This is a genomic window from Sorangium sp. So ce327 (assembly GCF_051530205.1).
In the GTDB taxonomy this organism is placed as follows: domain Bacteria; phylum Myxococcota_A; class Polyangia; order Polyangiales; family Polyangiaceae; genus Sorangium; species Sorangium cellulosum_B.
Genome location: NZ_CP150330.1, coordinates 3,668,083 through 3,688,645 on the forward strand (window position 1 = coordinate 3,668,083; position 20,563 = coordinate 3,688,645).

General features: G+C 73.0%; 14 protein-coding genes. 7 read left to right on the top strand and 7 right to left on the bottom strand.

Features of this window, described 5'->3' with window-relative positions; all coding sequences use genetic code 11:
• The first annotated feature begins 52 nt into the window (after window positions 1-52).
• On the top strand, window positions 53-1,297 hold the full coding sequence (locus WME95_RS13935; protein WP_437908892.1) for a glycosyltransferase family 4 protein: 1,245 nt from the start codon (window positions 53-55) through the stop codon (window positions 1,295-1,297).
• Between the two features lie 19 nt (window positions 1,298-1,316).
• Here the strand turns inward: WME95_RS13935 and WME95_RS13940 are convergent, their stop codons facing one another.
• On the bottom strand, window positions 1,317-2,477 hold the full coding sequence (locus WME95_RS13940) for a glycosyltransferase family 4 protein (RefSeq protein ID WP_437908893.1): 1,161 nt from the start codon (window positions 2,475-2,477) through the stop codon (window positions 1,317-1,319).
• Between the two features lie 366 nt (window positions 2,478-2,843).
• Here WME95_RS13940 and WME95_RS13945 point away from each other — a divergent pair, with 366 nt between their 5' ends.
• The 4 genes from WME95_RS13945 (at window position 2,844) to WME95_RS13960 (ending at window position 9,415) form a co-directional block, all read left to right on the top strand.
• Window positions 2,844-5,681 carry a cation-translocating P-type ATPase gene (locus WME95_RS13945; RefSeq protein ID WP_437908894.1) on the top strand — a complete coding sequence of 946 codons (2,838 nt, stop codon included), beginning with the start codon at window positions 2,844-2,846 and terminating at the stop codon, window positions 5,679-5,681.
• Window positions 5,682-5,787: 106 nt separating this feature from the next.
• On the top strand, window positions 5,788-6,906 hold the full coding sequence (gene wecB / locus WME95_RS13950) for a non-hydrolyzing UDP-N-acetylglucosamine 2-epimerase (RefSeq protein ID WP_437535334.1): 1,119 nt from the start codon (window positions 5,788-5,790) through the stop codon (window positions 6,904-6,906).
• 254 nt (window positions 6,907-7,160) lie between these two features.
• Entirely contained in the window at window positions 7,161-7,781 is a 621-nt protein-coding gene (locus WME95_RS13955; RefSeq protein ID WP_437908895.1) for a pilin, read from the top strand.
• 11 nt (window positions 7,782-7,792) lie between these two features.
• The gene (locus WME95_RS13960) at window positions 7,793-9,415 is read left to right on the top strand and encodes a pentapeptide repeat-containing protein (protein WP_437908896.1); all 1,623 of its coding nucleotides are present in this window, start codon (window positions 7,793-7,795) and stop codon (window positions 9,413-9,415) included.
• Window positions 9,416-9,529: 114 nt separating this feature from the next.
• Here the strand turns inward: WME95_RS13960 and ptsP are convergent, their stop codons facing one another.
• Genes ptsP through dhaK form a run of 3 tightly spaced genes read right to left on the bottom strand, consistent with a single transcriptional unit; the run spans window position 9,530 to window position 13,668 of the window.
• Window positions 9,530-12,007 carry a phosphoenolpyruvate--protein phosphotransferase gene (ptsP, locus tag WME95_RS13965; protein ID WP_437908897.1) on the bottom strand — a complete coding sequence of 826 codons (2,478 nt, stop codon included), beginning with the start codon at window positions 12,005-12,007 and terminating at the stop codon, window positions 9,530-9,532.
• Window positions 12,004-12,663 (bottom strand): dihydroxyacetone kinase subunit DhaL, encoded by a 660-nt coding sequence (dhaL, locus tag WME95_RS13970; protein WP_437908898.1) that lies wholly within the window; start codon window positions 12,661-12,663, stop codon window positions 12,004-12,006. Before dhaL ends, ptsP begins: the two co-directional genes overlap by 4 nt.
• Before the next feature lie 3 nt (window positions 12,664-12,666).
• A complete protein-coding gene (gene dhaK, locus WME95_RS13975) occupies window positions 12,667-13,668 on the bottom strand; it encodes a dihydroxyacetone kinase subunit DhaK (RefSeq protein ID WP_437908899.1) in 1,002 nt (333 codons plus the stop codon).
• Window positions 13,669-13,774: 106 nt separating this feature from the next.
• Here dhaK and WME95_RS13980 point away from each other — a divergent pair, with 106 nt between their 5' ends.
• Window positions 13,775-14,518, top strand: a complete 744-nt coding sequence (locus WME95_RS13980; protein ID WP_437908900.1) for a YqjF family protein — start codon at window positions 13,775-13,777, stop codon at window positions 14,516-14,518.
• A gap of 23 nt (window positions 14,519-14,541) precedes the next feature.
• Here WME95_RS13980 and WME95_RS13985 read toward each other — a convergent pair whose 3' ends face one another.
• Window positions 14,542-15,498, bottom strand: coding sequence for a YheT family hydrolase (locus tag WME95_RS13985; protein ID WP_437908901.1), 957 nt, complete (start codon window positions 15,496-15,498; stop codon window positions 14,542-14,544).
• 47 nt (window positions 15,499-15,545) lie between these two features.
• Window positions 15,546-17,345 carry an MXAN_6577-like cysteine-rich protein gene (locus WME95_RS13990; RefSeq protein ID WP_437908902.1) on the bottom strand — a complete coding sequence of 600 codons (1,800 nt, stop codon included), beginning with the start codon at window positions 17,343-17,345 and terminating at the stop codon, window positions 15,546-15,548.
• 321 nt (window positions 17,346-17,666) lie between these two features.
• Here WME95_RS13990 and WME95_RS13995 point away from each other — a divergent pair, with 321 nt between their 5' ends.
• Window positions 17,667-19,079, top strand: a complete 1,413-nt coding sequence (locus WME95_RS13995) for a POT family MFS transporter (RefSeq protein WP_437908903.1) — start codon at window positions 17,667-17,669, stop codon at window positions 19,077-19,079.
• Window positions 19,080-19,093: 14 nt separating this feature from the next.
• On the opposite strand, the gene WME95_RS14000 is transcribed toward WME95_RS13995, so the two are convergent.
• Complete coding sequence (locus WME95_RS14000; RefSeq protein ID WP_437908904.1) at window positions 19,094-20,470, bottom strand: hemolysin family protein; 1,377 nt, start codon at window positions 20,468-20,470, stop codon at window positions 19,094-19,096.
• Window positions 20,471-20,563 lie beyond the last annotated feature (93 nt).

A 20,563-nucleotide genomic window follows, 5' to 3' on the forward strand; every position in this document is an offset into this window, starting at 1 on the left:
GAGAGCGGCGCCATCGGGCGGGGCCGTGTGTTATCACGCGCGCGGTTCCGACATGCCGCAGCGCCGCTTCCTGTTGATCAGCTACTTCTACCCTCCGCACGGCGGCGCGGGCGTGCAGCGCGCGCTGCACCTCAGCCGGATTGCGCCCTCCCTCGGGTGGGAGCCGGTGGTGCTCGCGTCCGGCGAGCGCGGCAAGACCGCGATCGATCGCTCGCTCCTCTCCAAGGTCCCGCACGGGGTCCGCGTGGAGCGCACGCGCGCCGCGGTCGGCTTCGGAACGCTCTTCGGCGCCCTGCCGGTCGACGCCTACCTCGGCTGGTTTCCCTTCGCCCTGCAGCGGCTCTCGACGATCCTCCGTGAGGAGCGGTTCGATCTCGTGTTCAGCACGTCGGCGCCCTTCACGGCCCACCTCCTCGGGGACCGCGCGCGGCGCGCGCTCGGCGTCCCCTGGGTGGCCGATTTCCGGGACCCGTGGACCGACAACAACTTCCTGCCGCTCTACCGCGGCGAGGGCCCGATCGCCCGGATGCGCCAGCGCGTGGATCGGCGCGTCGAGGAGCGCATCTTCGCGGGCGCCGACGCGGTGCTGGTCACGGCGGACCCGTTCCGCTCGCTGCTCGTCGAGCGGCGCGGCCTCCCTGAGGACAAGGTGCGCCTCGTGCGGAACGGCTTCGACGCGGACGATTTCGCCGAGCCGTACGCGCCCCGGCCGGACCGGGGCGGCCGCTTCCGCCTCCTGTTCGCGGGCAACATGTACGGCGACTACAACCTCGCCTCGGTGTTCCGCGCGGCCGAGCGGCTCCTGTCGCGGCGCGCCTTGCCGGGCTTCGAGCTCTCCATCGTGAGCCGCGCGGTCGCGTGGGCGGAGCGGGAGGGCAGGAAGTACCCGCACCTCCGGCCGCACCTCCGGATCGAGGCGCCGGTGCCGCACGACCAGATCGTGGCCCGCTACCGGGACGCCGACGCGCTCGTGCTGTGCGCGCTGGATCCGCTCTCGACGCCCGGCAAGCTGTACGAGTACATCGCCGCAGGCCCGCCGGTGCTCGCCTTCGTGGTGCCCGGGACCGACGCTGCGCTCGTGCTGTCGCGGACGGGGGCAGGGGAGGCGGTCCCCACGGACGACGTCGAGCTGGGGGCGCTGGCGATCGAGCGCGCCTACGATCGCTTCCGCCGCGGGGAGCTGCCCGCCCGGCGGGAGGACGAGATCGCGAAGCTCACGCGGCAGACGCAGGTCGCCGAGATCGTCGCGCTGTTCGAGCGCCTCGCCGAGGGGCGGCGCGGGGCGCAGGCGCGCTGAGCGCAGCGCGCGCCGGCCGCTACGCGTGCTGGCCCGAGGTCGCCGCGGCGGTGGCGACGGTGGCGCGGTAGAGCGCCTCGAACTGGTCGACGCACCGCTGCCAGTCCGCGCGCTCCACCGCCCACGCGCGCCCGCGCTCCGCGAGGCGCGGTCCGAGCTCGGGCTCGTCGAGCAGCCGGTCGAGCGCCGCGACGAGCGCCGTGTGGTCCGCGGCGGGGACCAGGAGCGCGCGATCGTGAGCGAGCACGCCCTCGTAGGCCGGCAGATCGCTCGCGACGATCGGCACGCCGAGCGCCGCGAGCTCGCAGAACGTGGACGGCACGCCGTCGACCTCCAGCAGCGAGACCGCCGCGTCGGCCATCACGTAGAGGCCAGGGAGCTCGCTGTACAGGCACGGCTCGGCGAACCTCACGCTGTCGCTGACGCCGAGCTCGCGCATCATCGACGTGAGCGTCTGCACGTACGGGAGCTCCTCGGGTCGGCCGTGAACCTTGATCACGAGGACGCCCTCCTTCGCCCAGCGGCTCGCGGCGAAGGCGCGGAGGATGCGATCGACGTGGTAGTGCGGCTTCGTCTGCCGCGGGCTCAGGAGGACGCGTTTGCCGGGCTCGATCCCGAGCGCGCGCCGGAAGCGCGCCGCCCCGGCGAGCGACCTTTGCCGCTCGTACGTCGCGAGATCCACGCCCCAGAGCACGATCTCGCAGGGGACGGCGCCGGCGCGCTCACCCATGCGCGCCCGCGCCCTCGCCAGCAGGGGCACGCTGTCGGCGCTGACGGCCGAGGCGTGGGACAGCACGTGGTCGACCCTCCGGACCGTCCGCCGCGACTTGTGGAGCACCTCCGGGTTGATGTCGGATCCCCACGCCGTGGCGACGATCGGCGGGCCCCCGCGCATCCTCGACCAGAGGTCGTGCCAGGGGCGCAGGAAGTTCAGGTGCACCACGTCGACGCCGAGCTCGCGCACGCGCCGACGCGCCCAGAGGCGCCGGATCGCCTGTGGGATCAGGGAAGAAACGAGCCTCAGCTCCTCGCAGCGCTCCCCGTACTCGCGCTGGATGGCGGCCGCGACCCCGGGCGCGTCGCAGACGATGACCCGGTGGCCCCGGGCGGCGAGCGCGGCGCCGAGGCGGGCCTGCTGCGGGGCCCTTGGATCGCCGTGGAGGAGCACGGTCAGACGCACGCGGCGCGTGTACAGGACGGCCCCGCCCGCGTAAAGCGTCGCGCCGGTGCTCGGTTACCCACGACTACCCACGACGCGCTGGTCGTCGTGGGGTGACGCCAGCGTGCTCGCCGGTCGAATGTGCTGCGCGCGGGCGAGCGCTGGCGAGACAAATTTCCCCACCCGGGTGAAAAGGTCCCGCGGAACGTCGGCGCGCGTGCCGCTCAGGGCGCTGAACAGCCCGCTTCCGCCCTGGCGTGGTCTGGCATGAGACGTGCCAAATGGCAGGGGAAACCAAGCGCCAGCCACGTGCAGACCACGTGATGAGCAGCCACAGCCGGTCGGAACAGCGCGCACAGCGCGGCTGCCACCGCAGGAGATGACTCCATGTCCCAACGCGTCCTCCCCCCGTCGGTCGCGATCGCCTGGCACAGCCTGCCTGCCCCCGATGTGCTCTCCAGGATCGAGAGCGCCGAGGTCGGCCTCGCGGGCGACGAGGCCGCCCGGCGGCTCAAGGACGTCGGGCCCAACGTGATCCAGCGCGCGAAGGGCGACGGCCCGCTCAAGCTGCTCTTCCGTCAGATCAACGACCCGCTCATCTACGTGCTGCTCGCGTCGGCGGCCCTCGCGATGGCCATGGGCGAGGCGATCGACGGCGCGGTCGTGCTGGCGGTCGTGGTGCTCAACACGGCGATCGGCTTCGTCCAGGAGCTCCGCGCGGGCAAGGCGATCGAGGCGCTCGTCGACATGGTGCCCCAGACGGCCACGGTCGTGCGCGGCGGCCAGCGGAGCGTGATCCCCGCCGCCGACGTGGTCCCCGGCGACGTGGTGGTGCTCGACGCCGGCGACAAGGTCCCCGCTGACGCCCGGCTGCTCTCGGTGAAGAACCTCCACGTGGACGAGTCGGCGCTCACCGGGGAGTCGGTGCCGTCGGACAAACACGTCGCGCCGGTCCCCGAGGACGCCGGCGTCGGCGACCGCAAGAACCTCGCCTTCGGCGGGACGCTCGTGACCAGCGGCGCGGCCACCGCGGTGGTCGTCGCCACGGGCGCCGCGACCGAGCTCGGCCGCATCTCCTCGATGCTCCACGAGGCGACCGAGATCGAGACGCCGCTCACGCGATCGATGGCCAAGGTCGGCCGCGTGCTGACCGTCGCGATCGTCGGGGTCGCGCTGCTCATCGTCGGGGTCGCGCTGCTCCGGGGCTACCCGCCGGTCGACGCGATGCTCGCGGGCATCTCGCTCGCGGTCGCCGCGATCCCGGAGGGGCTGCCCGCGATCATCACCATCTCGCTCGCCATCGGCGTGCAGCGGATGGCGCGGCGCCGCGCGGTGATCCGGAAGCTGCCCGCGGTCGAGACGCTGGGCAGCACGGGCGTCATCTGCTCGGACAAGACCGGGACGCTGACGCGGAACGAGATGACGGTCCGGGCCCTGTGGACGCCCGCCGCCGGCGCGCAAGGGGAGGCGGCGATCGAGCAGGCCGGAGCCGCGCTCGAGGTGACCGGCGTCGGCTACGCGCCCGAAGGCGAGCTCCGCCGCGACGGCGCGCCGGTCGGCGAGGTGCCCGAGGCGGTGCGCGCGCTGCTCCGCGCGGGGCTGCTCTGCAACGACGCCCGCATGACGCGCGAGGGGGACGCCTGCGGCATCGAGGGCGACCCGACCGAGGGCGCGCTCGTCGTCGCGGCCCAGAAGCTCGGCGTGGACGTCGAGGGGACGCGGCGGGAGCACCGCCGCGTCGATGTCGTCCCGTTCTCGTCGGAGCGGCAGCTCATGGCGACGCTCCACGAGGCCCCCGGCGGAGACCGGGTGATCTTCATGAAGGGGGCGCCCGAGGCGGTGCTCGGCCGCGCCGCGATCGGCGAGGCGGGGCGGGCCCAGGCGATGGCGCAGGTCGAGCAGATGGCGGCGCAGGGCATGCGCGTGCTCGCCGTGGCCTCGCGGCCGGCGGGCCGCGACGTGGCCTCGCTCGACGAGGAGCACCTCCCGGAGGGGTTCGAGCTCCTCGGCCTGGAGGGGATGATCGACCCGCCGCGGCCCGAGGCGATCGACGCGATCAAGGCGTGCCACGCGGCCGGGATCACCGTGAAGATGATCACGGGCGACCACCTGGCGACCGCGCGGGCGATCGGCGGGCAGCTCGGGCTCGTGCCCGACGGGGCGCGCGCGATGAACGGCACCGAGCTCTCGCGGCTCTCGGAGGGCGAGCTGCGCGCGGCGGCGACGTCCACGCACGTGTTCGCCCGCGTCGCGCCGGAGCACAAGCTCCGCCTGGTGAAGGCGCTGCAGGCCGAGGGGAAGGTCGTCGCGATGACCGGCGACGGCGTGAACGACGCGCCCGCGCTCAAGCAGGCCGACATCGGCGTGGCCATGGGGATCACGGGGACCGCGGTGTCGAAGGAGTCCGCCGACGTCGTGCTGACGGACGACAACTTCGCGAGCATCCGGGCGGCGGTCGAGGAGGGGCGCCGCGTCTATGACAACCTGGTCAAGGCGCTCGCGTTCGTGCTGCCGACGAACCTGGGCGAGGCGCTGATCCTGCTCGTGGCGGTGATGACCTTCCCGATCGTCGGGGGCGCGCCGCTCATGCCGATCACGGCCGTGCAGATCCTCTGGGTCAACCTGGTCGCCACGGTGGCGCTCTCCCTGCCGCTCGCGTTCGAGGCGATGGAGAAGGACGTGATGAGCCGCCCGCCCCGGGATCCGGGCGAGCCGATCCTGAGCCGGTTCGTGCTCGTGCGTACGGCGATCGTCGCGGTCCTCATGACGGCCGGGGCGATCGGGCTGTTCTTTTACGAGTACATCACGGAGGTGCGCGGCGGCGTCGTCTCGGAGATCGCCTACCGCGAGGCCCAGACCGCGGCGGTCACGACGGTCGTGCTGTTCCAGATCTTCTACGTGCTCAACTGCCGGTCGCTGCGCGATTCGATGCTGAAGATCGGGCTCTTCTCGAATCCCTGGGTCTACGTGGGGATCGGCGCGCTGCTCGCGCTGCAGCTCTGCTTCGTGTATGCGCCGTTCATGCACACGCTGTTCGGCTCGGCGCCGCTCTCGCTCGACGCGTGGGTGAAGTCGACGCTGGTGGCGATGTCGATCCTGCCCGTGATGAGCGCCGAGCGGTGGTGGCGCACACGCCGGGCGCGGCGCTCGGCGGAGCGCGAGCGCAGGTCCGACGCGTCCGACGTGGGCGGCGTCGCGGGCGCGATGGCGAACCGCGGCGCGTAGGTGTCGTCACCGTAATCGTAAGCAGTGACGATACCGAGCACCGCGCCCGCGGCTCCGTCAAAACGCTGGTGCTGCGCCGAGTACCACGGCATCATCCTCGGTCGAGATGATCTACCTCGTCGCCGCGACGCGCCCGAACTTCATGAAGCTCGCCCCCATCTGCCGCGCCCTCAAGGCGCGCCGTCTACCGATGCGGCTGCTCCACACGGGGCAGCACTTCGACACGACGATGAGCGATGTGTTCTTCCGGGATCTCGGCCTGCCGACGCCGGATCACACGCTCAAGGCAGGCGGCGGCTCGCACGCCCAGCAGACCGCGGCGGTCCTCGTCGGCGCCGAGGCCGACATGATCGAGCACCGGCCCAAGGTGGTTGTCGTCGTCGGGGACGTGACCAGCACCCTCGCGGGCGCGCTCGCGGCGTCCAAGCTCGGAATTCCCGTCGTCCACGTGGAGTCCGGGCTGCGCTCGCGCGACTGGACGATGCCCGAGGAGATCAACCGCATCCTCACCGACCAGCTCTCCGATCTCCTGCTCACCCCCTCTCACGACGCCCACCCCAACCTGCTCGCGGAGGGCATCCCGCCCGAGCGAATCCGGTTCGTCGGCAACGTGATGATCGACTCGGTGCACTACGCCCTCAAGCGCCAGACGGACGCGCTCTCGCGCTTCGGGCTCGAGCCGAAGAAGTACGCGATCGCGACGCTCCACCGCCCGGCCAACGTCGACAGCGCCGAGCGGCTCGCCGAGACGCTCGACGCGCTCGAGGCGATCGCGCAGCGCCTGCCGACCGTGTTCCCCGTCCACCCGCGCACCGTCGCCCGCGCCGAGTCCTTCGGGCTGTCGGCGCGCCTCCGCGAGACGAAGGGGCTCCGGATCATGGAGCCGCTCGGATACGACGATTTCGTGACCGTGATGGGCAATGCGCTGCTCGTCGCCACCGACTCCGGCGGCATCCAGGAAGAGACGACCGCGCTCGGGATCCCGTGCCTCACGATGCGTCAGGGCACCGAGCGGCCCATCACCGTGACGCAGGGCACGAACATCGTCGTCGGGCTCGACGCCGCGCTCATCGCGCGCGAGGTCGACGCCATCCTCGACGGCCGCGCCAAGCGAGGCTCCGTGCCCGAGGGGTGGGACGGCAAGACCGGCGAGCGCATCGCCGACGCGCTGGAAGCGTTCCTCGCCGGGGATCCGCCGCCCAAGACCGCTGGCCCGCGCGCCTGAGCTCACCGCCCATCCTCGCTCGCCGCGGTGCCGGAGCGACGGGCGCGACGGGCGCGACTGACACGACGCCGAGCGCAGGATGCACCACGGGCGCTCACCGTGCCGCCACATCGCTTCTTCCGTGGCCTACGTGGGAGTCGCGCCGCCCGCACGACCACACTCCCCACAACCCCCGACCAAACAGCGTTCCATGGCCCAGAGCGCTCTGGGTTGTGCTTGTTTAGCGATGAACAGCCCCGGTATATAGTTGTATCGTGGCAAGAAATTTTCGACCTGGCGTGGAGTGGGCGGCTCGAGGGCGAGGTCAACGAGGTTTCTCGCTCGTCGAGGTGATGGTCGCGGGCGGGGTCGTGGCGATCCTGGCCGCCCTGGGGACCCAGGGGGTGTCCAAGTACCTCGTGTTCGCCAAATCGGCCGAGGCCAAGCAGACGATCGGCGGCATCGCCAGGGCGGTCGTCGGTTCGGCCGAGCGCCTCCAGGCGATGTCGGGCACCACGGCGACCCAGCCGCTGTGCAGCGATGCGGTCACGGTGCCCAACGGGTTCTCTCGTGTCCAGGGGAAGAAATACCAGCCCGACCCCAGCCCGGGTGTTGACTACAACTCCGGCAGCCCGACCGTTGGCTGGAAGTGCCTCGCGTTCGCGATCACCCACCCTCAGTCGTACCAGTATCGATATCGACTCGGCGGCTCTCCGATGCCCGTCTCCGTCAACCACTTTCCGGCGGACGTGCCGGAGGATCGCAGGTGGGCCGCCTATGCGCGAGGCGACCTCGACGGGGACAATATTCACGCGTGGTTCGCGCTGGACGGCTACATGAAGGACGGGCAGGTGGTGTTCGCCAGCACGATCGGCACCATCGACCCGGACGAGTAGGCGGCGCCGCCATGGACACCGCAGCTCTCCACACGCTCTTCGGTGCCCTCTCGTCGCGCCGCGGCGGCGAGAGCACCGCCATCGAGCTCCCGGGCGCGGACCTCGCGGCCGCGCACCTGCGTTGCGCCGACCTCCAGGGCGCGAACCTCGCGGGCGCGCGCCTCGACGGGGCCAAGCTCACCGGCGCGAACCTCGGGGGGGCGCGGCTCGACGCCGCGTCGCTCATCAACGCCGACCTCACCGGGGCCGACCTGCGCTGGGCCGACCTCTCGGGGGCGCTGCTCGGCGGGGCGCTGCTCGCGGCCGCGGATCTGCGCGGGGCCAAGCTCCCGCGCTCGTTCTCCTCGGCGGGGTCGCTCGTGGGCGCGCGCGTCGATCCGTCGGCGTGCGCGCGCTCCGGCTTCGACGAGGAGGCCATCCTGGCGCTGGCGAGCGCGGGCGCGTCCTTCGACGACGTCGCGTCGTTCCCTTCGCCGCTGCGCGACGCCCTCGCGAGCGCCGACGCGGTCCCCGAGAGCGCAGCGCGGAGCCGTCGCCCCGCGGCGCCTGACTCGCGGCGGATGGAGGCGGCGCCTGACTCGCGGCGGATGGAGGCGGCGCCGGAGTCGCGGCGGGTGGAGGCGGCGCCTGACTCGCGGCGGATGGAGGCGGCGCCGGACTCGCGGCGGATGGAGGCGGCGCCGGAGTCGCGGCGGGTGGAGGCGGCGCCTGACTCGCGGCGGATGGAGGCGGCGTGGTCATCGCAACGGATCTCGGCGCCACCCGAGTCGCAGCGGATACCCGAGTCGCAGCGGATGCCCCCCGCGACCGACGTTCCCCGCCAGGGCGTGGCGATCAGCGCCTCGCGCCGCGCTGCCGGTGAGCGCGAGGCTCCGGCGGTCCGCCGCGTCGCCGTGTCCGGTGGCCCTCGGAGGGCGCCGGACGCGCCCCAGCTCGCGCGGTCGACCGAGCTGCGCCTCGCGCTCGCCGGCGGCGCATTGCTCCTCGTCCTCGCGGCCGCCGTCGCCCTGGCGAAGATCCCTCCGCGCGGCCTCCTCCTGGCAGCGCACGCCGGCAGCGCGCTGGGCGCGGCGCTCTTGACGTTCGCGCTGCCTCTCGTCGGCGCCGAGCGCAACGCCCCGCGTTCCCTGGGCGCCCGCCTCGTGCTCGCCGCGTTCGCCGCGACGCTCGTTTATGGGCTCGATCCGTCGCGCCTCGCGGTCTTCCGGCTGCGCGCCACGCTCGTCTCGGGCGACGCCGCGCAACGGTCCACCGCCGTACGCCTCCTCGCGCGGAGCGGTCACCGCAGCTTCGACGGGCTGGATCTGTCGGGACTCGATCTCTCCCGCGCCGATCTCGGCCAGAGCAGCTTTCGGAACGCGCGCCTCGCCGGGGCGGACCTCTCGGGCGCCGCGCTGATGGAGTCGACCTTCGGATCCGCCGATCTGACCGCTGCCAACCTCCGAGGTGCAGACCTCACCGGGACCGACGCCGAACAGGCGACCGGCTGGGAGCTCGCGGCGTGCGATGCGGCGACGGAGCTGCCCGAAGAAGGCGTGTGCCTGCTGGGACACCCGGTGCGGGCAAATCAGCCCTCGGGCGACACCACCGCGCGCTCCGCGCACGAGGGCGCCGCGCCGGCGGGGGCGCTGTAGCGAGCGGCGCATCGACGGTCGCGGGCCGGATCGCTCGGGAGGTCGGGCGCCGGACTGGCCAGACGTCTGGCGGTCCCTTGCCAGGCCTCTGCCCGCCCCGTCACCGCACCGACGTCAGCCCGGACGCCGCGCCGCCGCGCGGGCTGCGCGGGCCGCCGCCGCGTCGTCGACCGCGAGCGCCTCCTCGGCGACGGCGGCGAGATCGGCGAACGAGGCGCCGGCGAGCGCGTCCTCCACCGCGTCGAACGCGGAGGCGCACATGCTGAGGCGCGTGATCCCGAGCCCGACGAGGAGCGGCGCGACGCCGGGATCGCCGGCGGCCTCGCCGCACACCGAGACCGGCCGCTTCGCGGCGTACCCCGCCTCCACCACCCCGCGCACGAGCCGCAGCACGGCCGGGTGCGCCGGATCCGCGAGCGCGTGCAGCCGCGGGTGACCGCGCTCGGCCGCCAGCGTGTGCTGCGTCAGATCGTTGGTCCCGATGCTGAAGAAGTCGGCCTGGCGCGCGAGGCGCTCCGCCATGAGCGCCGCCGACGGCACCTCGACCATGATGCCCGTGGCCACGGGCCAGCGGTGCGCCGCGCCCGTCGCCGCGAGCGTCGCGTGCGCGCGCTCCAGCGCGGCGCGCACGGCGCTCACCTCCGCGGCGGTCGAGACCATCGGGACCAGCACCCGGATGTCATGGCCGCGCCCCGCGACCAGGATCGCCCGGAGCTGCGCCTCGAGCAGCGCCGGCCGCGCGAGGGAGAGGCGGACGCCGCGGACGCCCAGGCTGGGGTTCGTCTCGGCGTCGAGCTCGAGGTACGGCAGCGCCTTGTCCCCGCCGGCGTCGAGCGTGCGGACCACGATGGGAGCGCCGGCGAACGCCGCGAAGATCTCCGCGAGCAGCTCCGCCTGCTCGTCCTCGCCAGGCTCGTCCACGCGGTCCAGGAACAGCATCTCGGTGCGCAGGAGCCCGATCCCGAGGGCGCCAGCCTCGCGCGCGGCGCGCGCGTCCGACGGGCCAGCCACGTTCGCCCAGAGCTCGACCTCGCGGCCGCAGGCGAGGCGTAACCGGCCGTCCCGGGCGCCTGGCGGTCGCCGTGACGCGCGGAGGGCCGCCTGTCGCCGCTCGATCTCGATCGTGGTCTCGGGATCCGGGTCGAGCCACACCTCGCCGGTCGCCCCGTCGAGGCCGGCTCGCGCGCCGCCCGCGTCCGGCACCAGCGCCGCGGCCCCGGCGACCGCGGGGATGCCGGCGCTCCGCAGCAGGATGGCCGCGTGCGAGGTGGGACCGCCGCGCCGGTCGATGACGCCGAGCACCCGCCTCGTATCGAGCCGCGCGGCCTCCGACGGCGTGAGGTCCTCGACCACGACGACGGCCGGCGGCCCGTCGGGCAGCACCGCCGCAGCGCCGCCGAGCAGGGCGCGCACCACGGCGTCGCCCACGTCGTGGACGTCGGCCTCGCGCGCCCGCAGGTACGGATCGTCGAGCCGCCGGTAGATCGCGGCCGCCGCGTGGATCGCCTGGCGGAAGGCCCAGGCGGCGTTGCAGCGCTCCCGCTCGATCCGGGCGATCGCCTCGTCGACGAGCGCCGGGTCGCAGAGCAGCGCCTGATGGGCGTCGAGGATGTCGGTGCCGCGCAGCGCGCTGCCGAGGTCCTGCGCCGCCAGAACGAGCGCCCGCCGCAGCCGCTCGGCCTCGGCCGCAGGATCGTCGACCGTGGTCTCGGGGACCTCCGGCATCGACCGCACCAGCCGGACCATGGGGCCGATCGCGACGCCGGGCGCGACGGGGATCGCGTGGCACGACGCATGGGGCGCCGCAGGCGCGGCCGCCGGCGCGTCGCGCTGCAGGAGCGCAGCGAGCGCGTCGACCGCCTCGACCGCCTGCCGCCCGGTCGCGCGCAAGCGCAGCACGTCGCCCCGGCGCGCCCCGAGGGACGCGAGCGCGATCAGGCTCGAGGCCGGCACCGGACCGCGCGCGGCCGTCACGTTCTCCAGGGTGATCGCCGCGTCGAAGGCCACCGCGCGCGTGATGAGCCGCGCGGCGGGGCGGGCGTGCAGGCCGCCCGGATCGGCGATCGCGAGCTCGACCGCCGCGACCGCCGCGGCCGCATCGGTCGCGGCCACCGCCACCGCGGCGGCCGCATCGGTCGCGGCCACCGCCGCCGCGGGGCGCTCCGCCTCGCCGAGCTGCTCGGCCTTCGGAACGAGCGCCTGCCGCGCCTCCGCGGCGACCTGATCGAGCGTGCCGCCCGCTGCAGCCCGCACGGCCGCCGCGACCGCCCCTTCCACGATCGGCCCGCCGGTGAGGCGCGTGCGCGCGGCGATGGCCGGATCGATGAGCTCGAGCGCCGTCTCGGCGCTCAGGATCGCGCCGCCGATGTCCATCAGCACGACGGCGCCGGCCGGCCCGCAGACGCGCTCGATCGCCGCGGCGATCGCGGTCGCGTCGGTGCCGAGCTCCGCGCCGCCGTCGCCCGCGCCCGCCGCGCACGCGATGGCGACCGCCTCGCCGGTCATCTGGCGGGCCAGCGCCTCGGTGGCCTCGGCGAGCACGCGGCTGTGCGAGACCAGGACGAGCCCGACGCGGCCCGCCGCCCCGCTCATACGCCTGCCGTCGCGGCCAGGCTCCGCAGCAAGAGCGAACACGACGTGGCGCCGGGGTCCTGGTGCCCAGCGCTGCGCTCACCGAGGTAGCTCGCCCGGCCCTTGCGGGCGATGAGCGGCACGGTCGCGAGCGCGCCGGCCTGCGCCGCCTCGGCGGCGCGAGCGAGCCCGTCCATGAGCGCGGAGCGCGCCGGGTCGCCCGTGGGCGCCGGCGTGCTCAGCGCGGCCTTGAGCGCGTCGACCGCAGGGGAGAGCGCGTCGACCATCGTCTTGTCGCCGGGCGACGCCTTGCCTCGCCGCTTCACGCCGTCGAGGCCCGCCTCGAGGCACCCGGCCAGGGCCGCGAGATCGAGCGCCGCGGCGCCGGCCGCCCGCTGGCCCGCGTCGCGGAACAGCGTGCCGTAGAGCGGGCCGCTCGCCCCGCCGACGGTCGAGAGCAAGATCATCCCGACGCCCTTCAGCAGCGCGCCGACGTCGCCGTGATCGAGGCCGCCGAGCCGGGCGCGCACCGCCGTGAAGCCGCGCGCCATGTTGACGCCGTGGTCGCTGTCGCCGATCGCCGCGTCGAGCTCGGTCAGGAGCACCTTCTCGCGCTCCATGACGTCGGCCGCGCGCTCGATCCACGCCGCGATGTGCGCGCCGTTCAAGGCGTCCATGGCTCAGGTCCCCCAGCGCAGCGCCGGCGTGTGCACCGGCGCGTCCCACCAGCGGAGCATCTCGTCGTCGAGCTTGAGCAGGGTCACCGACGCGCCGGCCATCTCGAGCGACGTGATGTACGACCCCACGAGGCTGCGCGCGACCTTGAGGCCGCGGCCCTGCGCGATCGCGCGCGCCTTGCGGTACAGGACGTAGAGCTCGAGGAGCGGCGTCCCGCCCATGCCGTTGACGAACAGCAGCACGTCGTCGCCCGGCTCGAACGGCAGGTCGTCGAGGATCGGCTGCATCAGGATCTCGGCCACCCGGTCGGCCGGCTCCAGCTTGGCCCGCCGCCGGCCGGGCTCACCGTGGATGCCGATGCCGACCTCCATCTCCCCCGGGCCGAGCTCGAACGACGGCTTGCCGGCGTGCGGCACCGTGCAGGCGGAGAGCGCGACCCCCATGCTGCGGCCGCGCGCGTTGACCCGTCGGCCGAGCGCCGCCACCTCCTCGAGCGGGCGGCCCGCCTCGGCGGCGCCGCCGCAGATCTTCTCGACGAGGACGGTCGTCCCCACGCCGCGCCGTCCGGCCGTGTACAGGCTGTCCTCGACCGCCACGTCGTCGTTCACGAGCACGCCCTCCACCGGGATTCCCGCCTCGTGCGCGAGCTCGGCGGCCATCTCGAAGTTCATCACGTCACCGGTGTAGTTCTTGATGATGTGGAGCACGCCGGCGTCGCCGTCGACTGCCCGCGTCGCTTCGAAGATCTGGTCGGGCGTCGGGCTCGTGAACACGGCGCCGGGGCAGGCGGCGTCGAGCATGCCCCGCCCGACGAACCCGGCGTGCAGCGGCTCGTGCCCGCTGCCGCCGCCGGAGAGGAGCGCGACCTTGCCCTTGCCCTTCGCCTCCGCGCGCGTGACGAAGCGCGGCGCGGCGTTCACCCGGAGGAGCTCGGCGTGCGCGAGCGCCATCCCCTCGAGCGCCTCATCGACGAGATCGTCCGGCGCATTGATGAGCTTCTTCATCCTGCCTCCGCTCCGTACCCGTTCGGCCCGCGCGCAGGATATCCCCATGCCATTGCCCGCCGCGAGAGGAGATCTTCGGCCCGCGCCATCCTATGATGAGGTCGCCGTGGATCGAATCGCCCCCACGCTCCGCCCTCCTGGCCGTCCGGCAGGCTTCCAGCGCTGGAGAGAGCTGCTCTTCCTGCACTGGGAGACGCCGATCGCCGCGCTGCGCGCCGTCGTGCCGCCTGCGCTCGAACTCGACACCTTCGAGGGCAGGGCCTACGTCGGCGTCGTCGCCTTCACCATGCGCGACGTCAGCCCCTGGTGGTCGCCGAGCGTGCCCGGGATCTCGAACTTCCACGAGCTCAACGTCCGCACCTACGTTCACCAGGAGGGGCGAGCGCCGGGCGTCTGGTTCTTCAGCCTGGACGCGGCCAAGGCGATCGCGGTCGTCGCGGCCCGGGTCGGCTGGCACCTGCCCTATCACTACGCCTCGATGGATCTCGAATCGAGGGACGGAGAGGTCCGTTACCGCAGCGAGCGGCGCTGGCCGGGCCCCGTGCCTGCGCGCTTCGAGGCGCGCTATCGCGTCGGCGCGGCGATCGACGGCGGCGCCGCGGCGCCGGGGACCTTCGAGCACTTCCTGGCCGAGCGTTACCTGCTCTTCGCCGCGAGCGGCGGCGCGCTCAGGATCGGGCAGGTGCACCACGCGCCCTATCCGCTCCACCGGGCCGAGGTGACCCACGTCGAGGAGAGCGTCGTCGCCGCGGCCGGCCTGCCCGCCCCGGCGGGGGCGCCGCACGTGCTCTATAGCCCGGGCGTGGACGTCGACGTCTACGCGCTGACGCCCGCCGCGCCGCGCGGGTGACGCCGCCGCGCCGCGGCCGCGCGTCAATGCCTCGTGAGCCAGTGGATGACCTGGGACTCGAGGCCCGGCGCCGCCCCGAACCCGAGGCTCAGCGTCCGCGGGAAGCCCACGTGCCCGCCGTGCCGGAGCCATTGCACGTCGAGCAGCGGCGAGCGCGGGTGGGCATCGATCGCCGGCCGCACCGTGTCGAGCGGCACCATCGGGTCGGCCTCCGCCGCGACGATCAGCGACGGGACGGCGATGTCGCGGAGGCGCGGGGCGGCGCTCTCGCTCGTGTAGTAGGCCTCCGCGCTCTGGTAGCCGAAGCGTCGCGTCATGATGCGCCGGTCCCATTCGCGGATCGTGCGAATGGCGAGCGCCTCGTCGAGCGGCACGGGCACGGCGCGGCGCGAGGCGACGGCGGTGTACATCTCCTTCAGCCCGGCCATCACGTGCCTGCGGTAAACCCACCGTTCGGGCTGATCGATGGCGGCGACGGCTCGCTCCAGGTCGAGCGGCGGGCAGACGGCCGCCACGGCGTGGACGCGCCCGTCGAGCGAGCCCGACGCCGCGTAACGGAGGGCGATATGCCCGCCCAGCGAGTAGCCGAGGACGAGCACGCGCTCGTACCGGTCGAGCTCGGGGGAGGTGATGGCGGCGTGGAGATCGGAGAACAGGCCAGCGTGGTAGATGTCGTCTCCGTCGCCCCCGGCGCCGCGCAGGTTGATGCGCAGGCAGGCGAGCCCGGCGCGCTCGGCCCTCAGGGCGGCCTCGACCACATAATGACTCTCGCTCGTGCCGCCGAGCCCGTGGACGACGACGAGGATCGAGCCCGCGCCTTCTCGGTGGCGGATCCTGCCGAGCAACCGGACGGGCCCGGCAGGAGTCTCATCGACGTGGATCGAGAAGGGGGAAGACGGAGCGAGCCGCGGGGCGCGAATCTGATGCTTGAGCCAGGGAGCGACCGTCCAGAAGTGGCCGTGGAGGATGCGCTGCATCATCCCGTTCGTAACACGGGCGACGCAGCGTTTCTATTTCACCCGCTCGCTCAGCGACACACGACCTCCGACGAGCCGCTGCAATCGTTCCGGCACACGTCGCAGTGGGCGCACTGGATCATCGCTTCGTAGAGGTCCGCGCTGGCCGGGTCTGCCGTCCTGCAGGCCGCCTTGCAGGCGGCCGTGTCGCACGTACGGAAGCAGCTCACGTACTCCATGCACGGGATGCTGTCCGTGCACGCCGAGAGCTCGTCGGCGCAGCTGGTCTCGAGCGCGCACCGGGTGCACCCCGAGCTGCCGTCGCCGCAGGTGCCCGAGTTGTCGCATACAGGCGGCGGGACGGCCCTCTTCACGTTGAGCGTGAACGCGCCGTCGCTGGTGTCGGTCGAGCCGTCCACCACGACCACGACGGTCTGACCCGCCGCGAGCGTCACCGTGACCTCCGACTGCTCGACGTCCGTGTCGTCGTTGCACGCGAGCTGAGCCCCCCTGCACGTCGCCTCGTGCACGTGGAGCATCGTGTCGAACGCCGATCCGAACGTATCGAAGGTGTAGTCGCCGGCGACCGGCGCCGTGAACGCGTATCCCGCGTCGGGGCTGCTCGATTGGCGGCAGTCCGTCGTCACGGTCGGCCGCACGCTGTTGGGTCGGCCGATCGTGCTGCCGGTGATCGTCTGCGGCACCGACGAGGCGAGGGTGCCCGCCGGGCAGCTCGGCGCGCTCGCACGCGTCACGCTCAGCTCGAAGGTGCCCGCCTGGTCCTCCGCGCCGTCGACCACGATGTAGACGGTCTGGCCCGTGGCGAGGTCGGCCGTGATGACCGCGCTCGGGTCGGCGCTGCACGCGAGCTCGGAGCAGCCCGTCGCGTCGAGGAGGGCGAGGACGACGCTGTAGCCGGAGTTCGTGCTGTCGAACGAGTAGACGCCCGCGGTCGCGGCGGTGAACGAGTAGATGCGCTCGCCCGAGCTCGTGGCGGAGCACGTCGGGGAATACGTGTTCGCCTGGCCCGCGGTCGTGCCGTTGACGATCTGCGGCACGGCGCTGCCGAGATCGTTGCCCGGGCTCACCGTGCACGCGCACGCCCCGGCCTGGCAGACCTGCGAGTCGTTGCACGCGGCGCCGCACTCGCCGCAGTGATCGGCGCTGGTCTGGAGATCGACGCAGACCTCGACGCCGTCGCAGGCCGTGAGCCCGGAGCCGCAGCCGTCCTGGCATTCGCCGGCGACGCACGTCTGGTCGTCCGTGCACGCGGTGCCGCACGCGCCGCAATTCCCGGCGTCGTTCTGGAGGTTGACGCAGGCGCCGTCGCAGTCGGTGAGCCCCTCCGAGCACTCGCCGTCCTGGCACTCGCCGGACTCGCAGGTCTGGCCGTCCGTGCAGGCCGCGCCGCACTCGCCGCAGTTGTCCGGATCGGACGCGACGTCGACGCACGTGCCGCCGCAGTCGGTGCGCCCCACGGGGCAGCCGCCCTCGTCCTGGCACTCGCCGGCCTCGCAGGTCTGCCCCTCCTCGCAGGCGTTGTTACAGCGGCCGCAGTTCGCCTCGTCGCTCTGGGGGTCGACGCAGCTGTCGCCGCACGCGGCGAGGCCGTCGTCGCACGCGGCCACGGCCACGCACTCGCCGTCGCGGCAGGTCTGATCGCCGTCGCACGCCACGCCGCACGCGCCGCAGTGGCTCGTGCTCGTGCCCGTGTTGATACAGATGCCGTCGCACTCCGTCTCCGGCGCGACGCACGCGCTCGTGCTGGGGCCGCCGTCCGAACACGATGCCACGGAGGCGAGCGCCGCCGCAGCGAGCCAGAGCAGGGTATACGTCGGCGCGAGCCTGAAGCGCGATTTGAGCTTTTCCATGAACCTTCCCTCGGCAGAGTCGCCGACGACGGGGGTCGTAACGCGGAGCTACCGGGAGGATACGACGATGGCCTTCCAGGATGTCAATGCTTGCAGCCTGAATCCCGCGCGTGGATCGTCGATCGTCATCTGCGCCGGCGCGTGCGCGCGCCGTTTTGCCACCGTCGCACACCTTGACCACAGGGTGCGCTGCTCGGGCTGGCCTAGCCGCGCGTGGCCAGACCAGCCCGCGCCGGCGCTCTCCGGAGGGGATGGAGGCAGCGCGGATTGCCCTGGCGCGGGAGGCGGTCTACGGAGGGATGGCGCGCGCGAGGGCCTGCCATGACGCAAACCGCTCCTAGCACTAGCACCGACCGATTTCCCCCTCAGATCAAGTACATCATCGGAAACGAGGGGTGCGAGCGCTTCAGCTTTTACGGGATGAAGAACATCTTAACGTTCTTCATGATCAATTACATGCTGATCCACGAGCATGTGGCCAAGGCCAATTACCACCTGTTCGTGAGCGCCTGCTATTTCTTCCCGCTCCTCGGGGGATTCCTGTCCGACCGCTTCCTCGGGAAGTATCGGACGATCCTCTGGCTCTCGCTCGTCTATTGCGCGGGGCACGCGTGCCTCGCGGTCTTCGAGAGCCGTCCGGCCGGCTTCTACGCGGGGCTCGCGCTCATCGCGCTCGGCTCGGGCGGCATCAAGCCCTGTGTCTCGGCGCACGTCGGTGACCAGTTCTCCGAGGAGAACAAGCACCTCGTCAAGAGCGTGTTCGCCCTCTTCTACTGGATCATCAACTTCGGCTCGTTCTTCGCGTCGGCGCTGATCCCGAAGACGCTGGAGTGGTGGGGCCCGAGGGTGGCTTTCGGGATCCCGGGCGCGCTCATGTTCATCGCGACGCTCGTGTTCTGGAGTGGGCGCGACCGGTATGTGCACGTGCCGCCGACCGGCAAGAACCCCCACTCGTTCCTCCGCGTCCTCTGGGACGCTGTCCGGGTGGGGCGCGACGCGCGTGGCAGCGCCGCGCGCGGGCACTTCCTCGACGCCGCGCTCGGCAGGCACCCGGAGGGCGCGATCGACGGCGCCAAGGCCGTCCTGCGGGTGATGACGATCTTCGCCCCCATCCCGGTGTTCTGGGCGCTGTTCGACCAGAAGGGGTCGACCTGGATCGTCCAGGCGACCCGCATGGATCTCGAGGTGCTCGGCCACAAGCTCGCTCCGTCGCAGCTCATGGCGCTGAACCCCCTCCTCGTGATGCTGATCATCCCCTTCAACACGATGATCCTCTACCCCGCGCTCGAGCGGCGCGGCGTCCGCCTCGCGGCGCTCGGCCGCATGACGGCCGGCATGGCGATCGCGGGGCTCTCGTTCGTGGCGGTCGCCGCCATCGAGCTCGCCATGACCTCGGGTGAGCGCCCGAGCGTGCTCTGGCAGGCCGGGCCGTACCTGCTCATCACGCTCGCCGAGGTGCTGGTGTCCACAACGGGCCTCGAGTTCGCCTACTCCCAGGCGCCGCGGGAGATGAAGAGCACCATCATGAGCTTCTGGAACCTCACCGTGACGGTCGGCAACCTGATCACCGCCGGCGTCGCGGCGCTCAACGTGTTCACGGGCGCGCTTCAATACCTCTTCTTCGCGGCGCTCATCCTGATCGCTGCCGTCGTCTTCGGCCTCCTCGCCCGGCGCTACGTGGTTGTCGACTACTTCCAGCGGAGGCCCCCGGGCGCGCCCGCCGCTGCGTCCTGACGCGTCGCGCCGGCTCAGCCCTCGCCGCGCCGCTCCTCGTCCTCGGGCTCGCTCGGATGCGCGGGCGGGATGCGGACCCGCACCGTGCGGATCTGCCGCGGGCTCGCGTCGACGATGTGGAGCTCCGCCCCGTCCGGGGTCGTCACGACGTCGCCGGGCGCGGGGATGCGCCGGGCGAGCCCCAGGCAGAGCCCCGCGACCGTCGACCAGCGGACGTCGTCCGGCAGCGCGATCGCGAGCTGCCGGCTGACCTCGTGGACCGGCATGTCGCCGGGCACGAGCGCCGACCCGTCCGGCTCGCGCCGGATCGTCTCTGCGTGGGGCGGGTGCGCCTCGTTCTCGGCGAAGATCTCGCCGACGAGCTCCTCGACGAGGTCCTCCATCGTGACGATGCCGATCATGCCGCCCTGCTCGTCCACGACGACGGCGAGCTGGAGCCGGCGCCGCTTCAGCTCGGCGAGGAGATCGACGGCCGGCATCGACCCGACAACGAAGTACGCCGGGCGCAGGATGCTCTCCAGCGAGAACTGCCCGTCGCCCCAGAGGAGCGCGAGCACCTCCGGCATCGTGACGTAGCCGATCACGTTGTCGTTCGACCCCTCGTAGACCGGCATCCGCGTGTGGCCGTGCTCCAGCACGGCGCGCTGCACCTCCGGGGCGGCCGCGTCGCGCGGGAGCGCCACGACGCGGCCGCGGGGGAGCATCACCTGGAGCGCGGTGAGCCAGCCGAAATCGATGGCGCGGGACGCGATCTCGCCGGCGCGCTTGTCGACCGAGCCCGCCTCGGCGGCCTCGTCGACGATCTGCTGGATCTCCTCCGGGGAGAGGCGCGCCTCGACGAAGTTCGTGCGGTCGCCGAAGAGCCTCAGCACCAGGTTGGAGCTGGCGGTGAGCAGCCAGACGAGCGGGCGGGCGAGCGACGAGAGCCCGCGGAGCGGCGGGCCGACGAGCATCGCGTACCGCTCCGAGGCGCGGAGCGCGAGCGACTTCGGGACGAGCTCGCCGAGGACGAGCGACAGGAAGGAGACGAGCGCGACCACCGCGGCGAACGCGAGCTCGTCCGCCGCGTCCCCGACCCACGGCACCGCGCGGAGGACCGGCGCGAGGTCCTTCGCGAGGGTCGACCCGCCGAAGGCGCTCGCGGTCGCGCCGACGACGGTGATGCCGATCTGCACGGTGGCGAGGAAGCGCTCCGGGTTGCCCCGCAAGCGCTTCACCGCCCACGCCCGGCGGCTCCCCGACTGGACGAGCTGGTCGAGCCGCGTCTTGCGGACCGTGACGATCGCGATCTCGGCGCCCGAGAAGACGCCGTTCACGAGCACGAGGGCCAGGATGATGAGGATTTCCGAGAGAATGGCGGCTCCCTCCGCGGCGTTCCCGGGTGCAGGCATAGCGTGTCGCTCGCCCGGACGGCAGCGGCGCCGAGCCCGCGGCGCACGAAACCCAGGCGGCCGTGGCTGCAGCGTGCCGCGGGCCGTGAATTA